The sequence below is a fragment of the Rickettsia sp. MEAM1 (Bemisia tabaci) genome, assembly GCF_002285905.1.
In the GTDB taxonomy this organism is placed as follows: domain Bacteria; phylum Pseudomonadota; class Alphaproteobacteria; order Rickettsiales; family Rickettsiaceae; genus Rickettsia.
Map to the genome: position 1 here is coordinate 829,305 of NZ_CP016305.1, position 23,678 is coordinate 852,982.

The following is a 23,678-nucleotide window of genomic DNA, read 5'->3' on the forward strand; positions in this document are numbered from 1 at the left end:
GACTAGTCTACCTTTAATGCATCGTATAAATAATTAATCCAATTATCTGGCGGTCCTTGGTATTTTTCTAGCACTTCTTTATAGATAGCCATTTCTTCCTTTTTACTTGATAAAATACGCACGACCCCGACTAATGCTGCTATACTTAATTCTAAAGCTATAGATTCATTATCTTTATTAATTAAAAACATTCTACTGGTAAGTATTAATTGCGATAACTTACGTATTTCTGAATCTGTTAAACCTAAAATCTCATCTAGATCTTCGATTTTTACATCAGACGGTAAAATAATTTTAGTATTAATTATTTCAAGCCATGCTTTTAAAGTATATTTCGGATATGCCTTAAGGTAAATAAAATTAAAATTACCTACAAAGACACCATTATTTTCAGATAAATTATTAAAAATTAAGCTTATATTATCACTATAAATTTCAGGTTTATAGAGTTTATCAAAACTATCTGCAGCAAATATTTTAGGTTTAGGACCTACTAAGCTTAAATGGTAAGTAAGTGCATAAACTACACTAGCACAAACACTTTGATGTTTTTTTAAGTTATTATTAAATTGTTCTAAATATTTTCTTTCACTTGGATAGAATTGCTTAGCAAAAGGTTCATCTGAAAGCTTATATAAATTAAGACCGACAATATTGCTTTCATTAATATTAAAAACTGATTGGTCAAATAAACCGCTATATAATTGTCCCTCTGTGAAACCTTTTAATTTATCTAATATTGTACTGCCACCCTCTTCTTTAAAATCTTCCCATTTTAAGATGTCAGAAAAAATTCGCTTTTCCTTATCAATTGATAAAATTTTACTTCTGAGTTTTTCTAAAAAAGTTAGTTCTACTTCATTAAGCAGTGAAATATAATGACCACTTAACATCTTTAAAAACTCTAAAATAAAAGCTTGCGATTTTTCTGTATCATCTACTAAAAATGGATTGATAATTTGCTTATCAATTTCCAACCATGTACCCTCTAATGCTTCGATAAAAATTTTAGAATCATTGCTATTAGAGATATAAATTATTGTTGGATCATACTTAGTTGATTCCGACACCAGAAAATTTAATAATACTGTTTTACCAGTTTTTTCTGTACCAAAAATACAAGTATTACCCCTACCAGTTTTATCATGAAAATTCATGAAATAAGGAGTACCTCTTTCTGTTCTAAGTAGTGTTAATGCTCGTCCCCAAGAAGTATATTGGCTACCTAAAGGTGAGTTGTGCAGAGCAGCAAGAGATGCTATATGATCTGACAATAAAGGCGACATTCTTCGTATGAAAGCAAAATTAGCCGGTAATTGTGCCCAAAATGTTTGTTCTATATTAAGGTCTTCTTTTACATGAACAATACCAAGTTTAAAAAGCTCTCTTGCAGCTTTTGCAACAGAAGCAGTAAGTTTATCTTCATCTTCTTCTATAACAGCAATTGAAATCTGTTGATTACAAAACTCAAAAGAAGATTTATTATCATTAAGTTTATTAATCCCTTTATGCTCAATTAAGTTATTATCATTAGTAATTTTTAAAATATAATCCTGCCCCTTTAAAGCAGCAGTCACTACTTTTTTATCAACAAAGTAAAATATCTCGGTTATTATTAATTCAAGCGGCAGCTGTAAGAACTTATCCAGAGCTTCAGAAGGAGATTCCTGATATTCTTTGATAGATAACAAGGAAATAAATTTTTTATTTTGCTCCTGATTCGTTACTATCATTTTATCACCGCTAATCGTATAAGTACTTCTACCTATTGCACTTGATAAATCTATTATAGGTACTAAACAATCACTATCGTTAATATTAGCTATTCGGTTATATAAAAATAAAGGTGCAGAAAATGTGTTTTCATTTTCAAATGTTATCCCAAGCTTTTCTGCATCAAATTCATTTAAGTCATTCAAAATATTATTAGCAAGACTTTCTAGCTTCTGAACAGCAGACTCTAAATATTTATTTTCAAAGTCTACAATTAATTTAGTTGATAAAGAATTTATCAAGGAGCCAAAATTTTTAATTTTAATCTTGGCAGAATCATGTACTATGGAAATATATAAAGTATTAACAAATTTATCATTCCAGTGGTTTTTTCTCTGCCATAATGCATGGATGTTAGCAGGTAATAATTTTTTATACGGAGTAGGATCGTCTAAATTTTGTTTTTCTCTTATTGTATGCATCCAAAAAGCAAAATCATAACTATTTGTATGCTTTTTTACAGAAGCTCTAATTATTTCACGTAAATTTTGTATTTTATCACTAATTTTTTCCGAACTGATACCATAGACTTTAATAATTTGTAGTAACTTACCATCCTTGGTAAGCAAAGTATGCTCATTATAGTGACATGCTATAGGTATAAAATTCGGAGCATTATAATTATATATATCCTTATCAAACTTTCGTAAACCACTAAACACAAATAACCTTAATTTAAATTAATTTGTTGTCATCCCTTGAAGGCTTTGTTGCATGGGTTGAGAGCCATCATTGCGAGAATAAACTAAAAGTTCCGACTAAGCAATCTCAGAAATCATATGGTGTTTCATGAGATAGCCACGCTTCTTTTAGTCGCGTAGCTTATGACGGGAAAAACAAGCCATGTAACGATCCAGTCCTATTATAACACCAAGCTATAATCGCAAACACTTACTGCAAAACTTTATCATGTAATAAACATTATTACAAAACTTTACCTAATTATTTACGTTTAATAAATGATTATTCTTTATATGCAGTGATTTTTTGTAACCCTCCCATGTAATTTACCAGAACATCCGGTACGGTTATTGAACCGTCTTCATTTTGATAATTTTCTAAAATTGCAACCATAGTTCTACCAATTGGTAAGCCAGAAGCGTTTAAGGTATGAACTAAAGTAGTATCATGACTACCAAATTCCTTATATCGTGCTTTCATTCTACGTGCTTGAAAATCACCACAATTAGAACAGCTAGCAATTTCACGATACTGCTTTTGTCCAGGAAGCCAAACTTCTATATCATAAGTTTTTTGTGATGCAAATCCCATATCGCCTGTACAAAGTAGCATAGTGCGATAAGGTAATCCTAGTTTCTGTAGGATAGTTTCTGAAGCGTTAGTCATGTATTCATGCTCGTTTTTTGACTCTTCAGGTGTTGTAATAGATACAAGCTCTACTTTACTAAATTGATGCAATCTAATCATCCCTCTAGTATCTCGACCACTGCTACCTGCTTCTGATCTAAAGCATGGTGTATAAGCAACAAGTCTCATAGGTAATTTTTCACGAGGAATAATAGTATCGGCAACCATATTTACTAACGATACTTCTGCAGTTGGAATTAACCTATAGCCGTTTGTGGTTGCAAAAGATTCATCGGCAAATTTAGGTAACTGACCCGCATTATACATAGCATTATCTCGAACTAGCACTGGAGGCGACACTTCAAGAAAACCGAACTCTCCAGTATGAATATCAAGCATGAAATTGGCTAAAGCACGCTCTAATTTTGCTAAATCACCTTTTAATGTTACGAATCTAGCACCTGAAATTTTCGCTGTTTGCTCAAAATCCATTAGGTCTAGTTTTACACCCAGCTCAAAATGTTGTTTTTTATTTTGAGCATTAAGATCTACTTCTCCATGAGTACGAATTAATTTATTCATACTTTCATCAATACCATATGGCACTTCTTCATCAGGAATATTAGGAAGAGTATTTAATAGCTCATTTAGCTCATTATTATTATTTAAATCTTGTTCGAGTTCTTCTAGCTTTTCATTGATGTCCTTGACATCTCTTTGTAATCCTTCAAATTCCTCGCCGCTTTTAGGATTTATGTTACCTAAAATTTTTGACTTTACTTTACGTGCGTGCTGAAATTCTTGAATTAGATTAGTGATTTTTCTTTTTTTACCATCAAGCTCTTCGATTCTTTTCGCCATAGGTTCAATAAATCTCTGCCTAAGCTTTTCGTCGAATAATTCTTGATTTTCTCTAATCCATTTAATATTTAGCATTTATGACCTCGGTTTTTTCTATATAATTACATATTATTATTGAAATTTCATATAATAAAAGCAGCGGTATTGCAAGAGCAAACTGGCTTAGTATATCTGGAGGAGTTAATATTCCTGCAATAATAAAGTTAATAACTATCGCAAAACGTCTTTTTTGCTTAAGTGTTTCTATTGTAATTATTTTTAATATATTTAATATTATTAAAACAGCTGGAAGTTGAAAGGCAACACCAAAAGCTATAACTAGATGAATAACTAGATTTAAATATTCACTAATCCTAGCTTCTAAAACTATCGGTACTATTAAATCACGCTTTTCAAAACTAAGAAAAAAATTCCAAGCTTTTGGCATTACGAAATAAAAAACGAAAATACTACCACACCAGAATAAAATAGGCGATATAAAAAGAATAAACGCAATAATTTTTTTCTCATGATGGTATAATCCAGGACTAACGAATAAGTAACATTCTAAAGCAATTACTGGTATAATAATAGCGAAAGCTGCAAAAGCTGCAAGCTTAATATAAGTAAAGAATGCCTCAGTAAGTCCAGTATAGATTATATTTCGTAAATTATCCTTACTTAATTTAGCAAGCGGTTCTAATAAGAAACTATAAATATTATCACTAAAATAATAGCAAATAGCAAATGCAACTATAAAAATAATAAATATTCTAGATAATCTTACTTTCAGCTCTGATAAATGTTCTTGAAAAGAATATAATTTCATAACTATATAATATACTTCTTTTTTTCTTTTTCAAGAATTGCTATTTTTCTTAACACACCCTAGCGTACTAAACTTGCCCTAAATTAGTAAATGTAATTAATTTTTTAACTTTAAAAAGTAAATTTATTAATAAATTCTTGATATTTTAATAAATTATTAATGTAATATTATTTCAAAATTACAATAGGGGAATAATATGTTGAACAATAAAATTGAAATAGATATATCCAACCAATATAAAACTCTTAATGAATTAGGCTCATTATTAGAAGATATTTCAAAAAATACTACTGCAAAAATTTTGGATTTAGGTAACATTTCTTTTAATTTAGATGAGAAAGTAAATGATAATCAAACATTAGAAAAAAAATTAGAAGAATTATTTACTTTAAATAAAAGCTTAAACCAAGTGCTAGTAGGAGGATGGGGTGAGGGAGTAAATCAAAAAATTATAAATAAAGTTTTAGAAATAATAGCAAACTCTGAAGAAAACAATATACATAGTCTTGATGTTAGTCATTTAGACTCTGAAGGTGTAAAAGCATTGATAGCGGTTTTAAAAAAAGGGGCAGTTTATGATATTACCGGTACCTTATATAGTACAACTAGCGTGCATTGGTTTCCAAGAACTCCAGAAATGAAAAAAGATTTGTTAGAAGCTATTAAACAAAACCAATTCATAACTAATTTTAAATTCAGAAATTCTATTGATAATGATCTAGAAAAGGAAATTAATATAATAACCAAAAACAATAAAGCAAAATTAGAAAGTTTATGGGAACAATTAAAATTGTTTAGTGAAGATAAAAATGCTGTAGAGTTAAATAAATATTTAAAATTATACAAAAAATATGATCAAAGTACGCTTGAAGAGTTTTGGAATTATAACAATAAAGAAATACCAAATTTTAAAAAAATAAATGACTATAAAAATGAAAATTTTTTAAAAATAGCAGGAATAGGGAAAGAAGGATATGGTGATTTATATATTTTACCAACCGAAATAAAGCACGCTATATTTAATAAAATTAGTTTTTTTGACATAGATTATACTGTAAACAACTCACAAGAATCAAATGTGAATATGTTAGGTCAGGAAGTAGAAAACATTTAATGTCCCCCTTCGGGGATCAAAAATCCCTCGCCTTTAGGCGAAGGGAAGATATAATGAAATTGCTTTAGCAATGAATTTATATCAAGAAATATGAGAAGTTATAGAAAGAATAGTCATAGTCAGTATGATTTAAAAGTGCATCTTATATGGATACCAAAATATAGGAAGAGAATATTGATAGGCAAAGTATCGGAAAGGACTAGAGATTTACTGAGGCAGATTTGTATGGAACATGAAGTACATATAATTTCAGGGAAAATATCATGTGATCACGTACATATGTTTATCTCATATAAGCCGCAAATATCTCTTAGCAAGTTAGTACAGTATTTAAAAGGCATTAGCTCAAGAATTTTATTGCAAGAATTTACTCATTTACGAAAACAATTTTGGGGCAATCATTTGTGGGCTAGGGGCTATATGGCAGTCAGTTCAGGTAATATAACTGATGAAATGATACAGCACTATATTGATGAACAGGAAGGTGAACCTGTGAATGATGATCGATTTCTAATCGATTCCACTTTATAACCCCTCAGCTTATAGCTGAGGGTTGTTTAGTTATTAGGAATAGGGATAAATTTATCCTTACTCTACGCAAATAGCGAATTACCTAAGTAATTTGCTATTTGCGATACTCTATATTTTCTTACCATACACTTTAAAGAAGACCAGTATAAATAACATACTAAATAACGTATTACAAAAAAAGAATAAAGACCAAGGAAGATATTTTGCACAAATGCCACCAAGAGCAGCTAAAACAATACGACCAACCGAGCTAAAAGATGCTATAATAGAATATTGGGTAGCAATAAACTCACTATTACAGAGATTTGCAAAATATATAGAGATAATAGTTCCAGCAAAACCAATGCAAAAATTTTGCGTAGTAATAGTTATTATAAATATCTTTACGTTATATCCGACAATAGCAAGGATCATGAACATAAGAGGTGAAAGTAATTGAATAACGCCGCCGGTTAAAACGCTGCGTAATATACCGATTTTTGTTGATAAAATTCCGCCTAATGCTCCTCCTACTATCATGATAAGTAATCCGTAAGCCTTGTAAATAAAAGCTATTTCATGAGTAGTAAAAGTTAAATCTAATAACAAAGGTGAACTCATAGCCATAGGTATAGAATCAGCGGCTTTATATAAAAAAACAAACAGCATGATTAACAATAAATGCCGTTGTTCGTTCTTCAAGGATATAATACTGCTTTTAATAACTTCAAAATATTGTTTCAGATTTATTAAATCTTTCGTTCTATGAGATTGTTGTTTCGGCTTTGGTTCTTTAATGCATAAAACAATCATAGGTCCAAGAAGAGTAATACAAATAGCCAATTTATAAACAGTACTCCAATCAAAAATAACCGATATATATAAAGCACCGACGCTACCGAGTAACATACCAAGTCGGAATCCAATACTACCGAAGGTAAATGCTAAAGAAAGTTCTTTTTTTGAAGTAGGTCTCTCAATGCGGTATGCGTCAAGTACAATATCCTGAGTAGCTGCACAAAAAGAGATAATAAATAATATAGTGGCTGTAATATATATATTATCACAAGGGCTAAAGCTTAAAAATCCGGTCATCGCTAAAATTAGGCATAGCTGTGATGCTATTGCCCAGCCACGCCTTGCTCCAAATTTAGAACATAAAAAAGGAATAGAATATTTATCAATAAAGGGAGACCATACAACCTTTAAACAATAAGGAAAAGCAGCAAGCGATATTAAACCTATTATATCGGTTGTATATCTTGCTTCGGATAATTGGTACGGAACGGTAAAAAAAATTAAATTAAACGTGAAACCAGAAATTAGACCTAAGAGCAAAATCCCAAGTAAATATATTTTATCTATACTTATTTTCTTTATCAAAAACATATTATTTATATTGTATTTTTAAAGAATAAGGTGCGACCTTAGAAAATATCTTACCTACTACCGGTATTTTAGTTACAATACTACTAATGAAGAAAAATGATGGGATAACGTTACCTTTAATTTGAATTAATTTTTGGTTGGTATCAATATTACCTTTCATAGTAAAGTCAAAAAATGGTCCGTGTGCTTCTGCACCGGATAATGTAATTACGTTTCCTTGATAACTAAAATTACCGTTCATATCTTCAAATGAAATATTCTTATTATTGGTTATCGAGCTAAGAAGACCAGGTATTGAAACAAAAGAAACTAATCTTGTTAAAAAAGGAGTATCGGTTAAGGCAAAACGTGTTATATAGAATTTACCATCTAATATTGGTATTATATCGCCTTTTTTAACTTTATATCTTCTAGTATTCAGGTTAATTTTAACATAACCGTCTTGCATAGAACTATACATCCCAAGCCCTTTAAGTAATGCTCCAGCATTATCTGACTCAATTAACCATTGTTCATAGCTTTCTTGTGCAGTAAGAGACATCTTCACTTTACCATTATTAGAAATATTGCTATTTAGAAAGCCAGAGAAGCAGCGTACTTTATCACATTTAATCGCTAAATCAAAGTTATCTAAAATTACATTATCTTTTAATAAAATTTTATATATGTTAGTTTTTAACGTTACATTACGTGTGGAATCACCATCTTTTTGTAAAAACTCCATCATATTAGAGTTTGAAAGATCTAACACACTTCCATAAATTTCAGTATTTAGATTATGACTATCTATAGTTATTTTTCCGCTTAATCTTGTATTTTTATGATTGATGGAGAGCAAGGATATATTATAAGTATCTTTCTTAGCTAAGATATTACCACTAATTTTTAAACTATCATCCCCTGACAGATTAAATTCGATATTCCTATCTGAACCCTTATCACTTAATTTAGTATGGATATTTAAATTAGCTTTTTTACGCAACTGTTTGTGGATAGCTACTTTATCTATATAAAACTCTAAATTATCAAGGTTAGAATTAAGATCAATAGTTGTATTGTTATTTTGTTTCTTATATTCAAAATCTAAAACAGCACTACCTGACATTAATTTTAATATGCCAAAACTTTTATTATTTGCTGTAATATTACTTTGTATTTTAAGCAGGCAATTATTATTTTCATCTACCATATCGTGGTCGTAAGTAAATTTACTTACATAGTTATTGATTTTACCCTTACCAGTAATATTTAATTGGTTATCTTTAAAAACACCTTTTGCCTCACCTTGTTGTAACAATATATTATTACTTAAAGTATTAAAATTTATATCAGTTAATGTTGAGGTAACATTACAGCTATTATCGATTTCAGAATTGATAGGAATTATTATCTCTATTATTGAATTGGCATTTCCTTTAATTCCTTTCAAATCAATATCTTCATTTTTAATATTCTGATATGCATCATTTGGGATAAAATCAACTAAATCACTAATTTCACCCTTAGCAGTAGCATTAAAAACAAATTGTGACTTAATAGGTCCTTCCCATTTAAAAGTCATAATACCATTAGATAGAACGCTGTTACCGCTATAAGCCTCGTTAATCAAAAATTTTACCTCTGCCCCTGAAATAACTACATTAGTATCAAGTTTAGTTAAAGCAGGTAAATCCTTATGATATTTATATTCAAAATTTGATATATGCAAATTTGCTTTTAAATTATCATCTTCTAAAATATTTTCTTTTAAAAATTTTCTATCTAGTTTAATGCTCAATTCGCCGTTTTGAATGTGACCTTGTTTTATATGCTCCCGCAAATACGATATCACAGGATTGTTAGGAATAATTTTTTCTACTGTTTGGTAAATTATCAGAGGAATATTTACTATATTGGCATTTGCATCTATGTTTTTATCGGTTACTTTACTGTTTAAAGATAAAGAAGCTTTATTCCCAAAATTCAGCTTACAATCAGCTATTTTAGGGTTATTTTTTGTATTGCTAGTTTTATAAACACATACAGCTTTTCCAAGCGGCAGCCCTGCCCCTTTTTCATCTGTTAAAATATCACTTTTTATTGAAGTTAGGTTTATATTAGTTAAAATATTTCTTTGGAATATATTTAAGGAGTAATCACCATTTATTTGAGTATTTATAATTTCTTCCTTATTATTTGATATTACCGAAAATTGAGCTACATTAAAATATGCTTCTATTAATGAATTAGAAAATAGATTTTTGAAATTTAAAGTAATATCAAGGTCATTAATTTCCCCTTCAGCATTATCTATAAGATATAAAGAAATTTTATTAATTATTAAGTGATTTTCTTTAAAATTTAAGTCATCTATTACAGCTTTGATATCATTTTTACTTAAATAAAATTCAATTACTCTTTTTAAAGGCTTATTCATATGTCCATGATTTGCACTATAAAAAATTAAATATGCAATTAGAAACAATGCAGCAAAAGTTGTAAAAATACTAATAAAAGCTTTTTTGAGAAAATTCATTCGAGTTTATAAATCGATTAAAAGATAACGCAAGTTTTAGACTTGTAATATTTGTTAAATATAAAGTATAATCTAGAAAAAATCATCAAAAATTATGAATATTACATTTATTGGTAGCGGCTATGTGGGATTAGTTTCAGGCGTTATGATGAGCTATCTAGGTCATAATGTCACTTGCCTTGATAAGGATGAAGCCAAAATCTCTAAGTTAAATAAGAAAATATTACCAATTTATGAAGCTAAACTTGATAAATATTTTACACAAGCTTTGGAACATGAAAGGTTAAAGTTTGCTAGCTTTTATAATGATGAACTTAACAATACCGAAGCAGTATTTATAACAGTCGGTACACCCTCTAAAGAATCAGGCGAAGCCGATTTAAGTTATGTTTATGAGGCAATAGATAAAGTATCTCTACATATAAACAAAGATTGTTTAATAGTTATCAAATCAACTGTGCCACCGAATAGTTGTAATAATATCATTAATTATTTAAAAGAAAAAGGCTTCTCATTTAATGTTGCATCAAATCCGGAATTTTTACGTGAAGGAAATGCTGTAGAAGATTTTTTATATCCTGATCGTATTGTGATTGGTGTAAATAATAAAGAATCAGAGGATATATTACGAAAGATTTATATGCCTTTAACAGATAATGGAGCAGAATTAGTAGTAACTGATTTAGTTACAGCAGAACTTATTAAATATGGCTCAAATAGTTTTTTGGCTACTAAAATTGTTTTTATTAATGAGATGGCTAATTTATGCGAAAAAATTGGGGCTGATATTAAAAATTTATCTAAAGGAATGGGGCTTGATAAAAGAATTGGGACAGCCTTTCTAAATGCTGGACCTGGCTTTGGAGGCTCATGTTTTCCAAAAGATATCTTGGCATTAAATAGTATCATTAAGAATAATCACATAGATTCTAAAATTCTTGAAGCAGTGATTAGAAGTAATAAAGAACGTCCGAGCCTGATGGTAGATAAGATAGCTACTTTATTAGATGAAAATTTAAAAAGTAAAAATATAGCAGTTTTAGGCTTAACCTACAAAGCAGGTACCGACGATGTTAGAGCAAGCCCTGCAATTGAGATCATTAAAAATTTATTAGATAAAGGTGCATACGTTAAGGCATTCGATCCCATGGGTCTTGAAAACTCCCAAAAAACTTTTCAAAATGAAAATTTGTTATATCTAGATTCCGCAGCAATCAAAGCTTGTGATTCTGCTGATGCTATAGTTATTACTACCGAGTGGAGTGAATTTCAAACACTTGATTGGCAGAAAATTTATAGTTTGGTAAAAACACCTATAATGATTGATCTACGAAATATATTAAAAGCTGATAAAATGAAGAGCATAGGCTTTAGATATTATACAGTAGGAAGTAAGATTTAGTGCTGATGTCATTCCCGCATAGGCGGGAATCCAGAAAAAGTCTGTCATACCGCGGCTTGTACCTTAGGTATCTCAGGACACAATCTGTGATACAAGATCCCGTGATCAAGTCACGGGATGACAGCTAAAAATCTGGATTCCCGCCGTTGCTAAGAATGACATAGGACTCTACAACAAAATCATACACTTTAACACTAATTAAAAATGCAAACTGAATTTATACATTTAAGAACTCAAAGTTCCTATTCTTTCTTAGCGAGTGCATTAACTACTGAAAAAATAGTAGAGCTTGCCTCTTCTTATAAAATGCCTGCTATTTGCTTGACAGATAAAGAGAATTTATTTGGATCGCTAGAGTTTGCTTTATATGCAATAAAGAAAGGTTTGCAGCCTATTCACGGGGTTATTTTAAATATACAATATGAAGCAAACGTTTTTGCTGAAATTTTGCTAATAGCTAAAGATGAAACTGGCTATAAAAATTTGCTTAAACTATCCAGTATCACCTTTACTACAAATGATCGTAAAATATGCAACCATATTACTTTTGAGGATTTAAAAGAACATCAAGAGGGATTAATAGTATTATGTTGTTATACTGAAGGCGTTATAGGAAAATGCTTGCTTGCTAATAAAGAAGAACAAGCTGAAATGTTTGCACGAAACTTGCAAGAAATTTTTGGAGATCGTTTCTACTTTGAAATTATGAGGCACGATCTACCCGAAGAGCAACTTATTGAAGATACTTATATTAAAATAGCATCACAATTAAATATTCCGCTTGTTGCTACTAATAAAGTACTATTCAGCAAAAAAAGCATGCATGATGCACATGATGTATTATTATGTATTTCTGCCGGTGTTACTAAAGAATATCCTGATCGTAAAACAGTTAGTGAGAATTGTTATTTTAAATCAGCAAAAGAAATGATCGAGCTTTTTGCCGATCTACCTAGTGCTATCGAAAATACAGTAAATTTAACACAGCGTTGTTATTTTGCTGCCCATACAAACCCTCCAATGCTTCCTAATTTTGCTACTAAAGACATTAGTGAAACTGATTTAATTAGAAAAGAAGCAAAAGACGGATTACTTGCAAGACTTGATACAAAATTCAAATCTGAACATATTTCTGTAGAAAACCAAGAAAGTATTAAAACTGAGTATTTTGCTCGTCTTGACTATGAGCTAAATATTATATGCAGTATGAATTTCGCTGGTTATTTTTTGATCGTATCCGACTTTATAAAATGGAGTAAAAATCAAGGCATCTTAGTAGGACCAGGTAGAGGTTCAGGAGCAGGATCAGTTGTTGCTTGGAGCTTGCTTATTACTGATCTTGACCCTATTAAATTTGGTTTATTATTTGAAAGATTTTTGAATCCAGATCGTATTTCAATGCCTGACTTCGATATTGATTTTTGTCAGGAAAGACGAGAAGAAGTTATTAATTATGTACGTTCTAAATATGGTAATAATAGAGTAGGACAAATTATAACTTTCGGTAAAATGCAGGCAAAAGCGGTAATTAAGGATGTTGCCCGAGTACTAAGCTTGCCCTATAAATTTGCAGATTATCTAACTGAATTAGTGCCGTTTAGTGCAATAAACCCCGTTACGCTTGAGCAGGCAATACGAGAAGTGCCAGAACTTGCAAATGCTGCTAAAGGTAACGGATTATATAATTTAGAGGGTGAGCTAGAATTAATTAAGCTAGTACTTGATACCTCATTAATTCTTGAAGGGCTGCATCGCCACTCCTCAACACATGCAGCAGGAATCGTAATAGCTGGTACTGATTTAGTTGATATAGTACCTGTATATAAAGATGCTAACTCCGATATGTTGGTAGTCGGCTACTCTATGAAATATTGCGAGCTTGCTGGTTTAATTAAGTTCGACTTTCTTGGGCTGCAAACTTTAACTGTTATTACCGATTGTAAGAAATTGTTAAAAGAACAAAATATAGAAATAGATTTTAACGATATGACATTTGATGATGAAAAAACTTATCAAATGTTATGTAAAGGTAAAGGAGTCGGCGTATTCCAGTTTGAAAGTGTTGGGATGAAAGATGCCCTTAGACGCCTTAAACCTGACTCCATACATGACTTAATAGCTCTTGGTGCGTTATATCGCCCTGGACCTATGGAAAATATTCCAACCTATATAGCTTGTAAGCATAAATTACAGCAGCCTGATTATTTGCATGAGTTATTAAAGCCTATCTTAGGAGAAACTTATGGAGTAGTAATATACCAAGAACAAGTTCAAAGAATTGCTCAAGTTTTAGCTGGTTATACGCTAGGAGCTGCTGATTTGCTTCGTAGAGCCATGGGTAAGAAAATTAAAGCTGAGATGGAACAACAAGAAGAAATTTTTGTTAAAGGTGCAATAGCTAATAATATTTCTGAGGCTCAAGCTAAATCGATTTTCGCAACTGTTGCTAAATTTGCTGGTTATGGTTTTAACAAGGCACATGCCGCAGCTTACGGGGTTATCTCATATCAAACAGCATATCTTAAAGCTAATTATCCAGCAGAATTCGTAGTTGCATGCTTAAATCTTGAACTAAATAATCACGATAAAATTAATTTATTCCTACAAGAAGCAAAAGATAATAATATAAAAATCATTGCACCAAATATTAATATTTCAGGTGGGTATTTTAGTGTAAAGTCTGTCATACCGCGGCTTGACCGCGGTATCCATGGAGACCAATTAAAAGATACCGCGGTCAAGCCGCGGTATGACATTGATAGTTCTATAATCTTCGCACTTGGAGCTATAAAAGGAGTCACGCCGAATTTTGGTAAGTTAGTAGAAGAAGAAAGAAAGGCAAGAGGTGCTTTTAAATCGATCGTTGATTTTATTGAGAGATTACCACCAAAAGCTATCAACAGTAAATTACTTGAAAATCTAATTAAAGCTGGCTGTTTTGATGAATTACATGATAATAGATTGCAATTATTTTCAAGCATTTCTAAGCTTCTTGCATATTCGGTTTCTTATCATGAAGAGCAGGCATCTAATCAATTTAGTTTAATTAAAGTCTCTAGCTTAAGCAAAGAAATATTAGTTTCAAGTGATTACGCTGATAAAAATACTTTAGCTTTTTATGAATTTGAGGCCATGGGGTTATTTATTTCAAATCATCCGCTAACAGAATATAAAGAAATATTCAATCGCTTAAATATCTTAAGCTCGGCTGACTTACATAATAATTTGCCTGATGGCAGTAATAGAGTAATGATTGCTGGTGTAATACAAAAGAAAGATTCTCGTATGTCAGCAAGAGGTAGATTTGTTACCCTAGTGCTTTCTGATCCTGAAAATATATTTGAGTTAAGTATTTTTAGCGAAGAGGTTTTAAAAGATTACGTACATCTACTTGACGTCAAAAGTCTAGTAGTTGTTAATTGCGATATCATTAAAGATGAGGGCGGTATTAAAATCACTGCTAAAAGCTTTTCATCAATTGAAAATGCAACTGGCAATCAGCAATTTGATTTACAGCTCTACCCTAAAAATGACGAAGAATTAGAACAAATAATTACTCTACTATCAGCATGTATAAATAACGACGAGCAGAGTAATACCACAGCTACAATATATTTATCAAGTAAATCAGTAAAAAATTTTGTAGCAAAAATTACGTTGCCAGAAAAATTCTTTTTACGAGGGCAAGATTTTGAGATTCTTAGTCTTTATCAAAATACTTAAATATAAAGTGATTTTATCTTTCTAAATCTTCTTTAGATAATTCTGTAATTTTTATAACAGACTCTAATGGAATACCTTCTTTCAGCATTTTCTTTGCCATAGTAATTTTTTCTTTTTGCATTTTAATACTAACTAGCTTTACTGCTTCCGCTTTTGCTTTCGCTTCTTCCTTTCCTTGTTGCATCCAATGGTGAGCTATACTTTTCATAACGTTTTCTCTTTATTTTAGGATTTAATGTGTAGTATAAAATTAGTTCTATATGATCAATTGGCACCGTCAAGTTAAGGGAGGTATAAATTAAGTATTGAGCAATTACAGGGAATGATTTATAGAATAGCAGTAACAATTTATCCTAGATTTTACCGCTATGCATATTACTCAAGCCCCGAATAGACATCGTTTTCCAGCAAGCATTATTAGCCATACAGTATGGTTATATCATCGCTTTAATAATAGTTACCGAGATGTTCAAGAGCAGATGGCTTATCGAGGTATTATATTAAGTCATGAGACTGTAAGGTTTTGGTGTTATAAGTTTGTAGTTTATTTTCAAGATGTTATTAGTAAGAGAGAGCGAAAGCCAACTGATAAATGGCATTTGGATGAGATGAATATCAAGATCAAAGGTGAAGTATTCATATTATGGAGAGCTGTTGACTCTGAGGGACATGAATTAGAAGTATTACTGCAGAAGCGTCGTAACAAGAAATCAGCTATTCGCTTTTTATCAAGATTATTGGGTAATTATCCATGTCCAAGGGTTATTGTGACTGATAAGCTAAAAAGCTACATTAAACCAGTTAGGTATATGTGTCCTAGGACTAAGCATCGTACCGATAAAAGACTAAATAATCGGATTGAGAATGCCCATCAGCCAACTAGGAGAAAAGAGAAGATACTGATTAAATTTAAGCATCCTAATTCAGCACAATGTACATTATCACTGATGGGAAAAGTCAGAAATATATTTGCTGTAAATGTTGGAAGATATACTAAAACAGCATCTGAGCAAAGAATTGCATTTGCGTCCGCTAAATCCATTTGGGATGAAGCTACTCAAAGACTTCTTGCTGTCTGAAATCTAAAAATATAGTACTTTGTGACACTAATTTACTTAACTTGACGGTGCCTTTTAAACTCTAACAAAGGCACTAGTAAATTTATTTGGAGTGGTCATCAATTAATAAATGAAGTAACAGAAAATTTAAAGATTCTAGATAATATAGTGTTACCATTCTATGCTTTAAATCAAGAGCAAATCAAACAAATTCAAGAAGCAAAGGTTAAGTTAATAGACACTACAGGGATACCTCATACTCTTACAAAAGAGGATTGTAAAGGAGTATAAAGATTTAGCTGATAAAAAGTTAATTCCTGATTCTTCTAACGGCTATATATTTACCTGTCTATCAGGTGATGCTCCTGATTCAAATGGAAAAATAAAATTTTATACCCAAGAAGAAGCTTATAAATTGGGTGAGCAATTAGCTCAAATTGTAAAATTAAAAAATATGATGCTTTTAGTGACAAATGGACCTAGAACCGGTCAATATGATCCTAAAGCTTTTCCTGACAAAGTAAAACTTCCAGTACATGAAAAAAATAGTGATATTGATTTAGTTAGTAAAGCTTTTTTAAAAGGAGTAAAAAGCATATTAGATAATGAAGCAGAGGAAAAAGTAAAATTTGAGAATTTTGTATTTGGAAAGCCAAGTGTATTTAAAGGATATTTAGGTGCAGCTATAGAAAATGAAAAAAGCATAGTAGTTATTGGCGGGGAATCTTCAATCCAAATTACACAAGCGTTAGACTTAGTACCTGGTAGGTTATATATTAAGAAAAATACTGCTATGAATGATGTTCATGAAAAGCAAGTAAATAAAATAATAGAAACTAATAAAGGGGCTAAATTATTAAATGATAATGAAGTTGATTTAATTATTAATGTTATTACTGATGAAGCCTATAGTGATGCTAAAATAGTTGCAAAGGAGTTTGAAGAAGAAAATCATTTTTTTAATGAAGAGGAATGTTTATATGGATATAGAAGTTTAAAAATTATAGGATATACATCAGAGCTAGGAACGGCATAAAAAACATGAAAAAAATTACTTTTAATAAACAAAAAGATTTTATCTCAATTATAGCACCAGCATCAAGCTGTCCTGATGCACAAGATAGGTTAGCTAAATCAATTGAAATGCTAAATTTGCAAGGTTTTAAAACCTTAGCAGACGATAAAATGCTAGCAGGTGATGAGCTACCATTTTTTGCTGCTCCGAAAGCTGAAAGGCTTAGAATGTTTAAAGAGGCAATGGAAAATGAGCAAGTTAAGATAATTTGGGCTTTTCGTGGTGGATATGGTTGTAGTGAGATTGTAGAAGATTGTTTTAATATAGAGAAAAAGGGTGATAAAATCCTGATAGGTTATAGCGATATTACAGCACTGCATCTACTTTTAAATGGTCATTATGATATTCCAACTATTCACGGCTCAGTGCTAACTTCTTTTTTGCCGCCTGTAAATCAAGATATTAATTCTATCCTAAATGTTTTAAAAGGTGAAGATAGTAAAATTGCTCTTTCGCCAATAAATAAAATTAATGACAATCCTATAGAGGGAAAAATACTAGGCGGCAATTTAACAGTTTTTAGCAAGCTAATTGGAACTTCCGTTAATCTAAAAACAAACAATATATTGCTGCTTGAAGACGTCAACGAAAAAGGCTATGCAATTCATCGTAATTTGGTGCAGCTAAAGAATGCTGGTATATTTGATGGAATAGAGGCGATAATTTTTGGTGATTTTACTAGCGGGGATGAAAATATAGAATTAGCTATAAAAAGTTTCTGTCTAAACCATATTCCAAATATTGAGACTTATAGAGCTGATGGAATAGGGCATGGAGCAGTAAACCAACCGGTTATTATGAATCATGAAGTAGTTATAAGCGGTAATTACTTAAGTTTCTCTAGTCCCTTTGAAATGATGTAGGTTGGCTTTAATGTCATTCCTAGCTGCGGCGGGAATCTAGTAACTTTAGTGTCACCCCGTGGCTTGACCACGGGGTCTTGCATTACAAACTGTGTTCTAAGATCCCGTGATCAAGTCACGGGATGACAATATAATTGACTGGATTCCCGCCTCTAGCTAAGAATGACATATAATAAAACTGTCCGGTACTATAGGTCAAGCCACGGGATAACACATAAATAGCACCAATAATTTAAGAATAAATTTAAATGATAAATTCTATCAGGATAGGCACTAGAAAAAGTAAACTCGCTTTAACACAAACTAACCTAGTTATTGAGCAAATCAAAAAGCATTTTCCTAATATTAATTGTGAGATAGTAGAAATTACTACTAGCGGCGACTTGATCCAAAATAAACCTTTATATGATATAGGCGGTAAGGCTTTATTCTTGAAAGAAATAGAGCAGGCTTTGCTTGATAAAAAGGTTGATTTGGCTGTTCATTCTTTGAAAGATGTTCCAGGAATAATACCTGAAGATTTGAGTATTGAAGCTGTTTTAGAGCGGGAAGATTCAAGAGATGTGTTTGTTTGTCTAACACATAAATCCATCGAAGAACTGCCAAAAAATGCCGTAATAGGGACTTCATCAGTACGCCGAAAATTATGTGTACAAAGAATAAGACCAGATTTAGAAATAATAGTGTTTAGGGGTAATGTTGACTCAAGAATCAATAAGCTAATTAATAAGGAAGTTGACGCAACTATACTTGCATATGCAGGCTTAAAAAGGCTTAATGCATTTAATCCGGAATATTGTCATTTGATAGAGCATTCGCAGATGTTGCCATGTATAGGGCAGGGTGTTATTGCGATTGAAATACGAAAAGATGATCATACTATGATTGAGATATGCAAACAAATTAACCATCTACTGACTTTTGAATTGGTAAAGCCAGAAAGAGCACTTTTAGAATATTTAGATGCAAATTGCCGCACGCCTATAGGTGCTTATTCGAAATATTTAGATAATGGTGATATACAAACCGATTTTATGCTCAGTAATCTTGATGGTAGTAAAATAGCTTTCCATACTGAAATATCCAACCCAAAAACCTCTAAAGAATCAGGCATAAAAGCCGCTAAAGTGATGTTAAATCACCTCGAATAATCTATGAATCCTCAACAGTAAGATGGCATTGTTACGTGGATCGGTTTTTCCGTCTGAGCTAAGGAAATTACGAAGTAATTGTACGTACGCAATCCAGCTAAAAAATGCTAAAATTAGTTATTTTTTACTATTTTTCTGGATTGCCACGCGGTCTACGGGCACCGTCAAGTTAAGGGAGGTATAAATTAAGTATTGAGCAATTACAGGGCATGATTTATAGAATAGCAGTAACAATTTATCCTAGATTTTACCGCTATGCATATTACTCAAGCCCCGAATAGACATCGTTTTCCAGCAAGCATTATTAGCCATACAGTATGGTTATATCATCGCTTTAATAATAGTTACCGAGATGTTCAAGAGCAGATGGCTTATCGAGGTATTATATTAAGTCATGAGACTGTAAGGTTTTGGTGTTATAAGTTTGTAGTTTATTTTCAAGATGTTATTAGTAAGAGAGAGCGAAAGCCAACTGATAAATGGCATTTGGATGAGATGAATATCAAGATCAAAGGTGAAGTATTCATATTATGGAGAGCTGTTGACTCTGAGGGACATGAATTAGAAGTATTACTGCAGAAGCGTCGTAACAAGAAATCAGCTATTCGCTTTTTATCAAGATTATTGGGTAATTATCCATGTCCAAGGGTTATTGTGACTGATAAGCTAAAAAGCTACATTAAACCAGTTAGGTATATGTGTCCTAGGACTAAGCATCGTACCGATAAAAGACTAAATAATCGGATTGAGAATGCCCATCAGCCAACTAGGAGAAAAGAGAAGATACTGATTAAATTTAAGCATCCTAATTCAGCACAATGTACATTATCACTGATGGGAAAAGTCAGAAATATATTTGCTGTAAATGTTGGAAGATATACTAAAACAGCATCTGAGCAAAGAATTGCATTTGCGTCGAGGGTGTCAGGAAGTTTGTGTAAGTTGTAAAAATAGTTAAGAATAAAAATAACATAAACAACTTACATGGAGCTAATATGAAGAACAATAACAAAGTATCAAATCCAGCTATAGAAAAATTAGTATCAGAAATACTATCACAAAGTGATCCATCTGAAATATTTGGTAAAGAAGGGATATTTCAGGGAATTAAAAAGCAGATAGTAAATAAGATTTTAGAGAAAGAAATGGAATCTCATATAGGTTATGAGAAACATTCTAAAAATGAGAAATACTCAGATAACAGACGTAATGGTAATTATGAAAAGACTCTAATAGATCCAGAAGGTCGTAAATTGACAGTAGAAGTGCCAAGGGATCGGGATGGAGAATTTGAACCTCAACTAATTCCAAAAGGAGTGCGTAAATTTGAAGGATTTGATGATAAAGTAATATCCTTATATGCTCGGGGAATGACCATTAGGGAAATACAAGGGCACTTAGAAGAACTATATGCCACCAAGGTATCATCTGAGTTAATATCAAAGGTAACTGATGGTATTTTAGAGGAAGTAACTGCTTGGCAGAATAGAGCACTTGATAATGTATATCCTATAATGTACTTAGATTGTATTCATGTTAAGGCAAGAGATAATCATGTAATAATAAATAAAGCGGTTTATCTAGCTATTGGAGTGAATATGGAGGGCAAGAAAGAGCTATTAGGAATTTGGATAGGCAAGAATGAAGGGTGTAAATTTTGGATGCAGGTAGTAACAGAACTGAAGAATCGAGGAGTTGCACAAATATATGTTGCATGTGTTGATGGTCTTAAGGGTTTTCCAGAGGCGATAAATAGCATCTTTCCAAAGACGATAGTGCAGTTGTGTATTGTTCATATGGTAAGAAATTCTGTAAAATACGTATCATACAAAGATCTAAAAGCGGTAACAGCTGATTTAAAAGCAGTTTATTCTGCAATAAATGAAGCAGAGGGATTAAGAGAATTACAAAACTTTGCGGGTCTGTCAGATTTTTTGTGTAAGTACGATTTCTCCATTTGCCCAATTTTGTAAATTAGTATCACAAAGTATAGCAAATTGATTTAAAGCCATCGCCCAATTCTTAATAGGCATTGTCCATTTTTTAGAGGCATTTGTCAACGCCAAAAAGATTATTTTCTGAATCGATTTGTCATCTGGAAATACTCCTTTATTTTTAATAATTTTACGAATTTGACGGTTAGTGGATTCAATAGCATTAGTAGTGTAAATCGCCTTCCTAATGTCTTCCGGAAAGCTAAAAAATGGAGCTATGCCAGACCAATTTCGTTGCCATATGTCAAAAATAACTGGATATTTTTCATCCCATTTTTTGGCAAAGTTTTGTAATTCTCTTAATCCCTCTGCTTCATTTATTGCAGAATAAACTGCTTTTAAATCAGCTGTTACCGCTTTTAGATCTTTGTATGATACGTATTTTACAGAATTTCTTACCATATGAACAATACACAACTGCACTATCGTCTTTGGAAAAATGCTATTTATCGCCTCTGGAAAACCCTTAAGACCATCAACACATGCAACATATATTTGTGCAACTCCTCGATTCTTCAGTTCTGTTACTACCTGCATCCAAAATTTACACCCTTCATTCTTGCCTATCCAAATTCCTAATAGCTCTTTCTTGCCCTCCATATTCACTCCAATAGCTAGATAAACCGCTTTATTTATTATTACATGATTATCTCTTGCCTTAACATGAATACAATCTAAGTACATTATAGGATATACATTATCAAGTGCTCTATTCTGCCAAGCAGTTACTTCCTCTAAAATACCATCAGTTACCTTTGATATTAACTCAGATGATACCTTGGTGGCATATAGTTCTTCTAAGTGCCCTTGTATTTCCCTAATGGTCATTCCCCGAGCATATAAGGATATTACTTTATCATCAAATCCTTCAAATTTACGCACTCCTTTTGGAATTAGTTGAGGTTCAAATTCTCCATCCCGATCCCTTGGCACTTCTACTGTCAATTTACGACCTTCTGGATCTATTAGAGTCTTTTCATAATTACCATTACGTCTGTTATCTGAGTATTTCTCATTTTTAGAATGTTTCTCATAACCTATATGAGATTCCATTTCTTTCTCTAAAATCTTATTTACTATCTGCTTTTTAATTCCCTGAAATATCCCTTCTTTACCAAATATTTCAGATGGATCACTTTGTGATAGTATTTCTGATACTAATTTTTCTATAGCTGGATTTGATACTTTGTTATTGTTCTTCATATTAGCTCCATGTAAGTTGTTTATGTTATTTTTATTCTTAACTATTTTTACAACTTACACAAACTTCCTGACACCCTCAACTTTGCCAAAAAATGGGATGAAAAATATCCAGTTATTTTTGACATATGGCAACGAAATTGGTCTGGCATAGCTCCATTTTTTAGCTTTCCGGAAGACATTAGGAAGGCGATTTACACTACTAATGCTATTGAATCCACTAACCGTCAAATTCGTAAAATTATTAAAAATAAAGGAGTATTTCCAGATGACAAATCGATTCAGAAAATAATCTTTTTGGCGTTGACAAATGCCTCTAAAAAATGGACAATGCCTATTAAGAATTGGGCGATGGCTTTAAATCAATTTGCTATACTTTGTGATACTAATTTACAAAATTGGGCAAATGGAGAAATCGTACTTACACAAAAAATCTGACAGACCCTTTGCGTCCGCTAAATCCATTTGGGATGAAGCTACTCAAAGACTTCTTGCTGTCTGAAATCTAAAAATATAGTACTTTGTGACACTAATTTACTTAACTTGACGGTGCCCTCAGAGTCAACAGCTCTCCATAATATGAATACTTCACCTTTGATCTTGATATTCATCTCATCCAAATGCCATTTATCAGTTGGCTTTCGCTCTCTCTTACTAATAACATCTTGAAAATAAACTACAAACTTATAACACCAAAACCTTACAGTCTCATGACTTAATATAATACCTCGATAAGCCATCTGCTCTTGAACATCTCGGTAACTATTATTAAAGCGATGATATAACCATACTGTATGGCTAATAATGCTTGCTGGAAAACGATGTCTATTCGGGGCTTGAGTAATATGCATAGCGGTAAAATCTAGGATAAATTGTTACTGCTATTCTATAAATCATTCCCTGTAATTGCTCAATACTTAATTTATACCTCCCT

General features: G+C 31.6%; 19 protein-coding genes and 1 pseudogene. 12 read left to right on the forward strand and 8 right to left on the reverse strand.

Annotation, left to right across the window (positions count from 1 at the left end):
• Nucleotides 1-2: 2 nt before the first annotated feature.
• From BA173_RS04425 to tatC, 3 genes are all read right to left on the reverse strand, one after another.
• A complete protein-coding gene (locus BA173_RS04425; protein WP_016948107.1) occupies nt 3-2,435 on the reverse strand; it encodes a VirB4 family type IV secretion/conjugal transfer ATPase in 2,433 nt (810 codons plus the stop codon).
• Between the two features lie 301 nt (nt 2,436-2,736).
• On the reverse strand, nt 2,737-4,017 hold the full coding sequence (gene serS, locus BA173_RS04430; protein ID WP_068041294.1) for a serine--tRNA ligase: 1,281 nt from the start codon (nt 4,015-4,017) through the stop codon (nt 2,737-2,739).
• Complete coding sequence (gene tatC, locus BA173_RS04435) at nt 4,004-4,750, reverse strand: twin-arginine translocase subunit TatC (protein ID WP_068041295.1); 747 nt, start codon at nt 4,748-4,750, stop codon at nt 4,004-4,006. The genes serS and tatC overlap by 14 nt, the downstream gene beginning before the upstream one ends.
• Before the next feature lie 196 nt (nt 4,751-4,946).
• Here tatC and BA173_RS04440 point away from each other — a divergent pair, with 196 nt between their 5' ends.
• Nucleotides 4,947-5,864, forward strand: a complete 918-nt coding sequence (locus tag BA173_RS04440) for a hypothetical protein (RefSeq protein ID WP_068041297.1) — start codon at nt 4,947-4,949, stop codon at nt 5,862-5,864.
• A 90-nt stretch (nt 5,865-5,954) separates the two neighbouring features.
• A complete protein-coding gene (gene tnpA, locus BA173_RS04445; protein WP_095568239.1) occupies nt 5,955-6,395 on the forward strand; it encodes an IS200/IS605 family transposase in 441 nt (146 codons plus the stop codon).
• Between the two features lie 108 nt (nt 6,396-6,503).
• Here tnpA and BA173_RS04450 read toward each other — a convergent pair whose 3' ends face one another.
• Both BA173_RS04450 and BA173_RS04455 read right to left on the reverse strand, forming a co-directional pair.
• Nucleotides 6,504-7,763 carry an AmpG family muropeptide MFS transporter gene (locus tag BA173_RS04450; RefSeq protein ID WP_068041596.1) on the reverse strand — a complete coding sequence of 420 codons (1,260 nt, stop codon included), beginning with the start codon at nt 7,761-7,763 and terminating at the stop codon, nt 6,504-6,506.
• Between the two features lies 1 nt (nt 7,764).
• Nucleotides 7,765-10,278 (reverse strand): AsmA-like C-terminal region-containing protein, encoded by a 2,514-nt coding sequence (locus BA173_RS04455; RefSeq protein ID WP_068041593.1) that lies wholly within the window; start codon nt 10,276-10,278, stop codon nt 7,765-7,767.
• A 94-nt stretch (nt 10,279-10,372) separates the two neighbouring features.
• On the opposite strand from BA173_RS04455, the gene BA173_RS04460 reads away from it, so the two are divergent.
• Both BA173_RS04460 and dnaE read left to right on the forward strand, forming a co-directional pair.
• Nucleotides 10,373-11,680, forward strand: coding sequence for a UDP-glucose dehydrogenase family protein (locus tag BA173_RS04460; RefSeq protein ID WP_016948526.1), 1,308 nt, complete (start codon nt 10,373-10,375; stop codon nt 11,678-11,680).
• Nucleotides 11,681-11,884: 204 nt separating this feature from the next.
• Nucleotides 11,885-15,403, forward strand: coding sequence for a DNA polymerase III subunit alpha (gene dnaE, locus BA173_RS04465; protein ID WP_068041590.1), 3,519 nt, complete (start codon nt 11,885-11,887; stop codon nt 15,401-15,403).
• 128 nt (nt 15,404-15,531) lie between these two features.
• On the opposite strand, the gene BA173_RS08520 is transcribed toward dnaE, so the two are convergent.
• On the reverse strand, nt 15,532-15,750 hold the full coding sequence (locus BA173_RS08520; RefSeq protein ID WP_232505906.1) for a hypothetical protein: 219 nt from the start codon (nt 15,748-15,750) through the stop codon (nt 15,532-15,534).
• A 21-nt stretch (nt 15,751-15,771) separates the two neighbouring features.
• On the opposite strand from BA173_RS08520, the gene BA173_RS04475 reads away from it, so the two are divergent.
• The 7 genes from BA173_RS04475 to BA173_RS04500 all read left to right on the forward strand — a co-directional run bounded on the left by BA173_RS04475 (nt 15,772) and on the right by BA173_RS04500 (nt 21,523).
• On the forward strand, nt 15,772-16,482 hold the full coding sequence (locus BA173_RS04475) for an IS6 family transposase (protein ID WP_095568243.1): 711 nt from the start codon (nt 15,772-15,774) through the stop codon (nt 16,480-16,482).
• A 147-nt stretch (nt 16,483-16,629) separates the two neighbouring features.
• On the forward strand, nt 16,630-16,752 hold the full coding sequence (locus BA173_RS08810) for a hypothetical protein (protein ID WP_257008598.1): 123 nt from the start codon (nt 16,630-16,632) through the stop codon (nt 16,750-16,752).
• A gap of 124 nt (nt 16,753-16,876) precedes the next feature.
• Nucleotides 16,877-17,497, forward strand: coding sequence for a hypothetical protein (locus BA173_RS08525; protein WP_232505907.1), 621 nt, complete (start codon nt 16,877-16,879; stop codon nt 17,495-17,497).
• A gap of 5 nt (nt 17,498-17,502) precedes the next feature.
• Nucleotides 17,503-18,399: an LD-carboxypeptidase gene (locus BA173_RS04485; protein ID WP_068042070.1), complete on the forward strand. Its 897-nt coding sequence runs from the start codon at nt 17,503-17,505 to the stop codon at nt 18,397-18,399.
• 248 nt (nt 18,400-18,647) lie between these two features.
• On the forward strand, nt 18,648-19,550 hold the full coding sequence (hemC, locus tag BA173_RS04490; protein ID WP_016948656.1) for a hydroxymethylbilane synthase: 903 nt from the start codon (nt 18,648-18,650) through the stop codon (nt 19,548-19,550).
• Between the two features lie 255 nt (nt 19,551-19,805).
• Nucleotides 19,806-20,498: an IS6 family transposase gene (locus BA173_RS04495; protein WP_095568305.1), complete on the forward strand. Its 693-nt coding sequence runs from the start codon at nt 19,806-19,808 to the stop codon at nt 20,496-20,498.
• Nucleotides 20,499-20,545: 47 nt separating this feature from the next.
• Nucleotides 20,546-21,523 carry an IS256 family transposase gene (locus BA173_RS04500; RefSeq protein WP_095568306.1) on the forward strand — a complete coding sequence of 326 codons (978 nt, stop codon included), beginning with the start codon at nt 20,546-20,548 and terminating at the stop codon, nt 21,521-21,523.
• On the opposite strand, the gene BA173_RS04505 is transcribed toward BA173_RS04500, so the two are convergent.
• Nucleotides 21,476-22,747, reverse strand: a complete 1,272-nt coding sequence (locus tag BA173_RS04505; RefSeq protein ID WP_068042377.1) for an IS256 family transposase — start codon at nt 22,745-22,747, stop codon at nt 21,476-21,478. The two genes, BA173_RS04500 and BA173_RS04505, sit on opposite strands and share 48 nt — an antisense overlap.
• A gap of 33 nt (nt 22,748-22,780) precedes the next feature.
• On the opposite strand from BA173_RS04505, the pseudogene BA173_RS04510 reads away from it, so the two are divergent.
• Nucleotides 22,781-23,062 (forward strand): annotated as a pseudogene (locus BA173_RS04510) (transposase); the annotation flags it as partial.
• A gap of 158 nt (nt 23,063-23,220) precedes the next feature.
• Here BA173_RS04510 and BA173_RS04515 read toward each other — a convergent pair.
• Entirely contained in the window at nt 23,221-23,595 is a 375-nt protein-coding gene (locus BA173_RS04515) for a hypothetical protein (RefSeq protein ID WP_095568308.1), read from the reverse strand.
• Nucleotides 23,596-23,678: the final 83 nt, after the last annotated feature.

Coding starts and splice junctions, on each gene's coding strand:
- serS (WP_068041294.1), bottom strand. CDS start 4,017: ATGCTAAATATTAAATGGATTAGAGAAAATCAAGAATTATTCGACGAA.
- tatC (WP_068041295.1), bottom strand. CDS start 4,750: ATGAAATTATATTCTTTTCAAGAACATTTATCAGAGCTGAAAGTAAGA.
- BA173_RS04440 (WP_068041297.1), top strand. CDS start 4,947: ATGTTGAACAATAAAATTGAAATAGATATATCCAACCAATATAAAACT.
- tnpA (WP_095568239.1), top strand. CDS start 5,955: ATGAGAAGTTATAGAAAGAATAGTCATAGTCAGTATGATTTAAAAGTG.
- BA173_RS04450 (WP_068041596.1), bottom strand. CDS start 7,763: ATGTTTTTGATAAAGAAAATAAGTATAGATAAAATATATTTACTTGGG.
- BA173_RS04455 (WP_068041593.1), bottom strand. CDS start 10,278: ATGAATTTTCTCAAAAAAGCTTTTATTAGTATTTTTACAACTTTTGCT.
- BA173_RS04460 (WP_016948526.1), top strand. CDS start 10,373: ATGAATATTACATTTATTGGTAGCGGCTATGTGGGATTAGTTTCAGGC.
- dnaE (WP_068041590.1), top strand. CDS start 11,885: ATGCAAACTGAATTTATACATTTAAGAACTCAAAGTTCCTATTCTTTC.
- BA173_RS04475 (WP_095568243.1), top strand. CDS start 15,772: ATGCATATTACTCAAGCCCCGAATAGACATCGTTTTCCAGCAAGCATT.
- BA173_RS04485 (WP_068042070.1), top strand. CDS start 17,503: ATGAAAAAAATTACTTTTAATAAACAAAAAGATTTTATCTCAATTATA.
- hemC (WP_016948656.1), top strand. CDS start 18,648: ATGATAAATTCTATCAGGATAGGCACTAGAAAAAGTAAACTCGCTTTA.
- BA173_RS04495 (WP_095568305.1), top strand. CDS start 19,806: ATGCATATTACTCAAGCCCCGAATAGACATCGTTTTCCAGCAAGCATT.
- BA173_RS04500 (WP_095568306.1), top strand. CDS start 20,546: ATGAAGAACAATAACAAAGTATCAAATCCAGCTATAGAAAAATTAGTA.
- BA173_RS04505 (WP_068042377.1), bottom strand. CDS start 22,747: ATGAAGAACAATAACAAAGTATCAAATCCAGCTATAGAAAAATTAGTA.
- BA173_RS04515 (WP_095568308.1), bottom strand. CDS start 23,595: ATGCATATTACTCAAGCCCCGAATAGACATCGTTTTCCAGCAAGCATT.